The 6,757-nt window shown below is 55.8% G+C and carries 7 protein-coding genes; 1 reads left to right on the forward strand and 6 read right to left on the reverse strand.

Features of this window, described 5'->3' with window-relative positions; translation table 11 throughout:
- From BLT77_RS19740 to BLT77_RS19750, 3 genes are all read right to left on the reverse strand, one after another.
- On the reverse strand, positions 1 to 761 hold a 761-nt coding region (locus tag BLT77_RS19740), incomplete at its 3' end, for an FMN-binding protein (RefSeq protein WP_143026693.1).
- Between the two features lie 62 nt (positions 762 to 823).
- Positions 824 to 1,102, reverse strand: coding sequence for a tetrachloroethene dehalogenase (locus tag BLT77_RS19745; RefSeq protein ID WP_090368547.1), 279 nt, complete (start codon positions 1,100 to 1,102; stop codon positions 824 to 826).
- Between the two features lie 12 nt (positions 1,103 to 1,114).
- Positions 1,115 to 2,563 (reverse strand): reductive dehalogenase, encoded by a 1,449-nt coding sequence (locus tag BLT77_RS19750; RefSeq protein WP_090368549.1) that lies wholly within the window; start codon positions 2,561 to 2,563, stop codon positions 1,115 to 1,117.
- Positions 2,564 to 3,071: 508 nt separating this feature from the next.
- On the opposite strand from BLT77_RS19750, the gene BLT77_RS19755 reads away from it, so the two are divergent.
- Entirely contained in the window at positions 3,072 to 3,998 is a 927-nt protein-coding gene (locus tag BLT77_RS19755; RefSeq protein WP_090368551.1) for a SphA family protein, read from the forward strand.
- A 132-nt stretch (positions 3,999 to 4,130) separates the two neighbouring features.
- On the opposite strand, the gene BLT77_RS19760 is transcribed toward BLT77_RS19755, so the two are convergent.
- The 3 genes from BLT77_RS19760 to BLT77_RS19770 form a co-directional block, all read right to left on the reverse strand.
- Positions 4,131 to 5,027, reverse strand: a complete 897-nt coding sequence (locus BLT77_RS19760) for a LysR family transcriptional regulator (protein WP_090368553.1) — start codon at positions 5,025 to 5,027, stop codon at positions 4,131 to 4,133.
- 406 nt (positions 5,028 to 5,433) lie between these two features.
- The gene (locus BLT77_RS19765; RefSeq protein WP_090368555.1) at positions 5,434 to 6,156 is read right to left on the reverse strand and encodes a helix-turn-helix domain-containing protein; all 723 of its coding nucleotides are present in this window, start codon (positions 6,154 to 6,156) and stop codon (positions 5,434 to 5,436) included.
- A gap of 209 nt (positions 6,157 to 6,365) precedes the next feature.
- Positions 6,366 to 6,757: hypothetical protein (locus BLT77_RS19770; RefSeq protein ID WP_218126965.1), on the reverse strand; the 392-nt coding region annotated here is incomplete at its 5' end.

Here is a 6,757-nt window from a genome sequence, read left to right on the forward strand (position 1 = left end):
TGCTGTTGCGGTGAGGGGATGTAGCCCAGCAGCAGCGAGCCGATCAGGGCGATAGAGAGCGCCGAGTTGAGCCAGTAGCCGATCAGCACCACCGACGCGATCGACAGAGCCTGGTTGTAACGTTTCTGATGCTTACGGGGCACCCGCTTGTTCATAAAGGCCGCCGCAAACAGCAGAATCGCCATCAGCTCCTTGAGGCCGGCCTCGAACCCGGGCTCCTGCCAGTTGGCCGGCAACTCGAAGTGCTCGACGCTGTTGTGCGCCGCCTCACGCACCGCCGTGGTCAGTCCCCGGGAGGTGAGGGTTGCGCCAGTCAACGCATCGATGTCGTCGCCGAGACGGATATTCCGGTTGACCGGTTTACCGTCGAACTGGCGATAGAACTTGCCCTCGTTAAAGCGGAAGATGTAGCCGGGGGTCTCCTTGTGGGTCAGCAGGTGGGTGTCGACAATGCGTCCACTGGCGCCAATGCGGGTCGCCACCAGCATCGGACCACCGTAGCCCTGTGATTCTGCCAGGCTCAGGAGGTACTCCCGGTCACCGAGAACCAATCGAAACTGGTCACCACTGGCGCCCTCGAGCGCGGTGACCTCCCCCTTGGGGAACGCCTGTTGCAACAAGCGACCGTAATCGGGTTGTTGCCATATCATGCCCACCCCAAAAGCGACCGCCAGCGACAACCAGGCGGCCAACCTCAACCAGGGAAAGCGACCCGCTTTGCCCCGGCTGCGGGAGGAGCGGTTGGAGATTCGTTGAGACATAGGTTTCCTCGAAAAGAACGGGTGTCCCCGACAAGGTGCCGGGGACACTCAAGACGGCGGCGTTACGCCCTCTTAAAGGGGCGGATGAAGTTCCGCCAGCTCAGGACCGCCAACACCATGGTCGACAGGCCAAAGCAGATCAGTCCCATGGCGCCGGACTGGGGCTCGCCCTCGGCGAAGGAGCCCCAGGACCAGCCCACACACAGCCAGCCCAGGGCAAAGGTGCCAAACAGCGCCACATTCGCCATGGCTCCCAAACGGTATCGCCGGCTCAGGGCAAGATAACCCCAGATTGCACCGGTGGTTGCCATCCCCATCAGGTACCACATTAATCCCATCATCTGTCAGACTCCTTAAACAAAATCGCCGCTAAAACCACTTTTCCAGAACTTGATCACCGCTTCCTCGTCGTTGACGTTGCCGTACCCGAACAGGATGTCGGCCTTGGTCATCAATCCGTGCACGGTACCGCCGGTGAAGGTGTTGGAGGCATCGATCAGGCGGTGGTGCCAGAAATCCGGTTTATTCCAGGGACAGGCAGCGATACAGGCACCGCAGTCACCGCCATTGTCGGCCCAGAACTTGAGGCACTTCTTCGGATCGCTGTAGAACTTGCGCACCCCTTTGTTCACGTCCCAGGTGTACTCTGGATCGTCACCGCCCGGGTAGGTGGGTCCCATGGAGGGTTTGTCGTCCATGCAGATTGCACCGGAGGGACAGGCATCACCACAACGCTTACAGTTCTCGCAGAACTCCTGAATACCGAAAGTGCGGGGCTTGTCGTACGCCACCTCATCCAGCTCCAGATCGGTGTACACCTTGCAGATACGAATCCGAGGACCCAGATTTGGCGCCACCATGGCACCGTTGCGGGATCCCTCACCCAGGCCGGCGGAAATGGCATAAGCCACGGAGTTACCCAGGTCATTGGTGGCCCCCACCGCCTGGAAACCCAGACCCCGAATAAACTTGGCCATCTGCCCGGCCAGCATGGCGATGTTGCTGTACCCCTGCGCGGCAGTGGCAGACTGGGGGATCATCGGAGCACAGGCGATCGCTTCATAATCCATGGGGACAATCATCACGATGACGCTCTTGGGCTTGAAGGGGAAATCCTCCTCCCAGGTCAGGGTCTGCTCCGTCAGCACGTTATACAAGGGGTTGTAGTCCCAGCGCGGATCATGACGGCAGATGCCTACCCTTGCCGCGCCGATGGTTTTGGCCGCGGTTTTAATGGCACTGACCTTCTCCACCGAATCCTTGAAGGGGTACTTGTGCTCATGAACATCTGACTGATCCCAGGTCAGGATTCCCTGACCCGGAACACCGGCCTGCACCAGGGGAGCCAAGGACATGGAACCATGCCAGCAAGCCTCCTCCAGGGCATAGTCCAACTGGGTGTAGCCGATCTTGTCGTTGTCGTAGCGCTCGGCGCCGGTCAGGAAGCGGTGAAATGCTTCCCCCATGTGCATCGGCTTTTCGCCAGGCTGGATAGGACCCAGGCTCTCGACGCCGAAGTTGAGGTCACGCTCCGGATGTTGTGCCTGAAGTTTCTTACTCAGGGCATAGGTCTGGTTGACGTTACGCTGGTCCATCGGCTTGAAATCTGCACCGATCTCGTTGGGAAATCCATCGTGCTCAATGCCCTCCATGCGCCCCTTAACCCAGGCGCCGGCACCGGCGACCACGCCGACACCGGCGACCGTACCGGCACTCAGCTTAAGCAGTTGTCGACGCTTGGCATCGACCTGTTGCTCATCGGCCTGTTGCTCATCAAGGCCCTGTTTTTCTTGTTCACTCATAGTTTCACCTTCGCTCAGACATTGGCAATAACCAATATCAATTAATCTCGGTGAAAAAAGTCTATAGAGGGATAAGAAAATTAAGTATGCCTATATTTAGAAAGCCGGTTTGCAAAAAACGCATGGCGCCAAAAAATAGAGAGTGAGCCACATCACAATTTCCCCTCACCCCCGACACAAGATCACGGCAAATGCGTCCATTGACGACAACCGTTACTCCAGGGGATTTAATTTTGACCCCTTGAGCACTGCCGTAAAAATCAATTTAATTAATACCCACCTGATTGATGATAAGCCCTATTGACCATGAGGGAATCTATTTATATCTTTCCCCGGACTTCCCAAATTCAAAGCTAAAAACCAGGGGAGTAAACTTTAACACCACCAATTAATAGAAGGACCGGTCTAATTAAATCAAGGACTGGTTACATCTATCCGTTTTTGGTTGATGAAAAATGACATTGAGTACGTCTTCAGGATGTAACTCAATTTGATTATGGAACTCCATATGAAACACAAAACGCTCGCACTCAGCTCCCTGGCTGCCCTTACCGGCCTAATTTGCGCTTCCTCCGCCCTCGCTGCCACCTCTGGCTCCCACTATCCACTCGGCGCAGAGGGGGTCAAGGCGGCCAGTGCGCCACCACCGGGGCTGCACTATCGTCTCTACAACACCTGGTACCAAGCCTCCACCATGACCAATGACTCCGGCCGTGACAGCGGCCTGGATTTCGACCTGGATCTGTTTGCCCAGGTGCACCGCTTTGTCCACGTCACCGAAAAGAAGATCCTGGGTGCCAACTGGGGCTATAACGTTCTCATCCCCTTGGTTGACAAGGATCTGTCCATCGAACCACTGGGGGTCAAGGGAAGCCACAGCTTGTCCCTGAGCGATGTGATTATTGAGCCCCTGTCACTGTTCTGGTTTCGTGAGCGCTTCGATGCAGCATTTGCACTGGCGATCATCGCCCCCACCGGAGACTATGATGCGAACAAAGCGGCCTCCCCCGGCTTTGGCTACTGGTCCGGTATGATGTCCGCCGGGGCCACCTACTATCTGGATGAGGACAAATCCTGGTCCATCAGCGCCCTGACCCGAACCTTGGTGCACGGCAAACAGGATGACACAGATATTCGCCCTGGAGCCGAATTTGTGGTCGAAGGGGGTATCGGCAAACAGTTCCACCTTAACCACACCTGGTTAATGGAGCCCGGTTTTACCTACTGCGCCACCTGGCAAATAAGCGATGACAGTAAAAATGGCCACGGCGTTATTGCCGACGACAGGAAACGAAACTTTGGCATAGGTGCGGAGATGAATCTTTTCTATCTGCCCTGGCTGGTGCAAGGAAACCTGCGTTACGTCCATGAATTTGAGAGTAAGAACACCACCGAGGGTTCCTCGGTTGTGCTTACCCTAACCAAATCTTTCTAATTTAAACAGAAGCCAACACATTAAATAGCCGGCATCATTGGTCAAACTTTGATGCCGGCTATTTTAATTCAAAGTAACCTTTAGCGCGAAAAAAATCGTGCCTAGACAAACCATTGCCTAATAGATAGTAATTCAGTCGATGGTAGAAAATCCCTTGGCAAAAAAATCCAGCACGATCTTGGCCCGCTTTGGCAAATAGTGGCGACTCGAATACATGCCCCAGGTAGTAATCGGGGTTGAATAGTTACCATCAAACAGTTTCACCAAGCTACCCTGTTGCAATTGCCGTTGACACATCAACGGCGGCACCCAGGCAACACCCAAACCGTCTTCGGCTGCTGATATGCACAACTCATTGATCTCCGAATCCAGCGGTCCGCTCACCTCCACCTCATGCACCTGACCTGCCTCACTCCACAACCACCGGTGGGCCAGTTGCGCCCCCTTGGCCGATAGCAGACAGGGGTACCTGCCAAGCTGACGAGGATGCACCAGTTCCGGATGCCGAGTCTTGAAGTCCGGACTGACCACAAAGCAGCGGTCTATGGTTAGCAGCTTGCGGGCCACCATGGAGCAATCGGGCGGGGTATCATGGCCGACAAACAGCACCAAATCCGCCTGCACCTCCATGGGGTTCTGGCGGCTCTGATAAGAGATAAACTTCAGTTGCAGACCAGGAAACGTTTCATGAAAATTGGCAAGGGCCGGGCGACAGACCAGATTGACGAAATCCAGCGGCGCAGCCACGGTGATGGCGCCTTCGGCCTGCTGCTGCGACCGGCCAACCGTCGCTTCCATCTCCTCCATCTCTGCCAGAATACGCTTGCTTCTCTCCAGCACCTGCGCGCCGGTTTCGGTCAGCGTCAATCCCCGGCTGGTGCGTTCCAGCAAGCGCGCCCCCAGATGTTGTTCAAATTGGGCCATACGACGAGAAAGCTTTGACGCCGGTACCCCGAGGACGCGGGCTGTCTCACTCAGGCTCCCATACTCCACAATCATATTGAACAGAGAAAAATCTTCGATTTTCATCTACCGCACCCAAAGAAAATAACATTCACCATGATCGTCCATTTCGAGGATCCAGGCCGTGATCCACTCCGGGTTTTGTAACCGCTGAGCCTATCGCCCTCGGCACTAAGGGTGATCCTGGTTTGATTACTGCTAATCTCTGTCGAGAATCACAGTTAACAAAAAGGCGACCAAAAGGTCGCCTTTTCTCATTTCTAGTGGCCAGACGCATGTTTCAATGACTTGCCACCAAGGGATACGTTCAACTCGGCAGTGCCGGGTTACTTAGAACTCTGCTCTAAACACCCGAGTGGCGCCGGTTCAGCTCCGCGCCCATGCACTCCCTTCTGCCACCGTAAGGTAACGAGAAGAACATCAAACGGAGCTATGACCAACCGGCTCCAATATGGATGAGAGGCACTGTGGGCTAAACCAACCGGCAACGCGCTGCCTCGAACATCATTTGCGCCACGGTCCTGGCGCCGAGCACCTCCTTCAATACCCCGATGTGGTAGTCCACCCCGCGCAGGGTCAGACTCAGCTGCTTCGACACCTGCTCTCGATCCTGGCCCTCGGCCAGGCAGGCAAGCACGTAAGCCGAAACCGGGCTGACGATGTTGTAATCGATGAGCGGATTGATCTCTTTACCATGGCTCATGATGATCTCCATCTGCAGTTGCGACAGGTACTGCTCGATCTCGGCCAGGTTCGCCTTCAGATGCTCCACCTGCTCGCCGGCTTGCACCATCAAGGTGAATCTGCCGGTAAACCGTGTCGACAACCGGCAGGGTATGGAGATGGTCACCAATGAGGCTGCACCCATCTCCTTTATCTGCCGCTGCAGCCGGGGGGGAAGCTGATGTTCGGGCCAGACAAACACCGCCTGGTTAAACAGTGGCGCCAGATTTAGGCGCGCCTCTGCAATGAAACTGCTCTTCCTTCGCCACAGCTGCAGGGCCTGCTTGGAGCTGGCAAACAGATGTCGACGCTTAACAAAACTCCTCAAGAACCTGCGATTGTCTTTCAATCGGCGGCGCCAGTCACCGGGGTTGGCGATGTCATAGCAATAACAGAGCTCCCGCACCTTGAGACGATCGCGACTCTCTTTCAGCAGGCTTCTAAGCCTGGTATCCAGTAAAGAACGGGACATGATTCGCTCCGCTGTACCTAAAGTAACACTCGCTAAATTCCGTGCAATATGGGTGGCTGACGGCCTCCTGCCGCCAGCCATCTGAGTGTCGCTAATGGGTCGGCATCAATTGCTGCACCAGAAACAGGCCAATCACCAACAGCGTCACTGCGAACATCGACGCCGTGAGGAGACGTTCGGCCGGCTTCGCCGTGTCGGCAGAAGCCCTCCTACTCGCTTTGCGCCTGGACGGCGACGCCGGCTTTGACGCCTTCAGAGAGGTTTGATTCATGAGTTATCTCCTTAACGGCGATTCGGCGCCGCTTTTTCATCTGTTGTACCGTTTTTGCACGCATCTCCAGGCTGTAGTTGAGGAAACGGCCCAGGGGACAGAGCAGGCGACACCAGAAATCACTGACAAGAAAGGCACCGAACAGGCTGAGCGGCAGGATGTACCACTGCACCCCCAGGCCATCCAGCGAGAACAGCATCGAGAACGGCTCGTAGGAGCCGATGGCCGGCGTCCTCGACAGGAAGATCAGCATCAGTGACAGCCACAGCAGGGTGTTGGTCACCAGTTTCAGCCTCTGCTTCAACCAGGGGTAGAGCTGCATGTTCATGC

The organism is Ferrimonas sediminum (assembly GCF_900100175.1).
In the GTDB taxonomy this organism is placed as follows: Bacteria; Pseudomonadota; Gammaproteobacteria; order Enterobacterales; family Shewanellaceae; genus Ferrimonas; species Ferrimonas sediminum.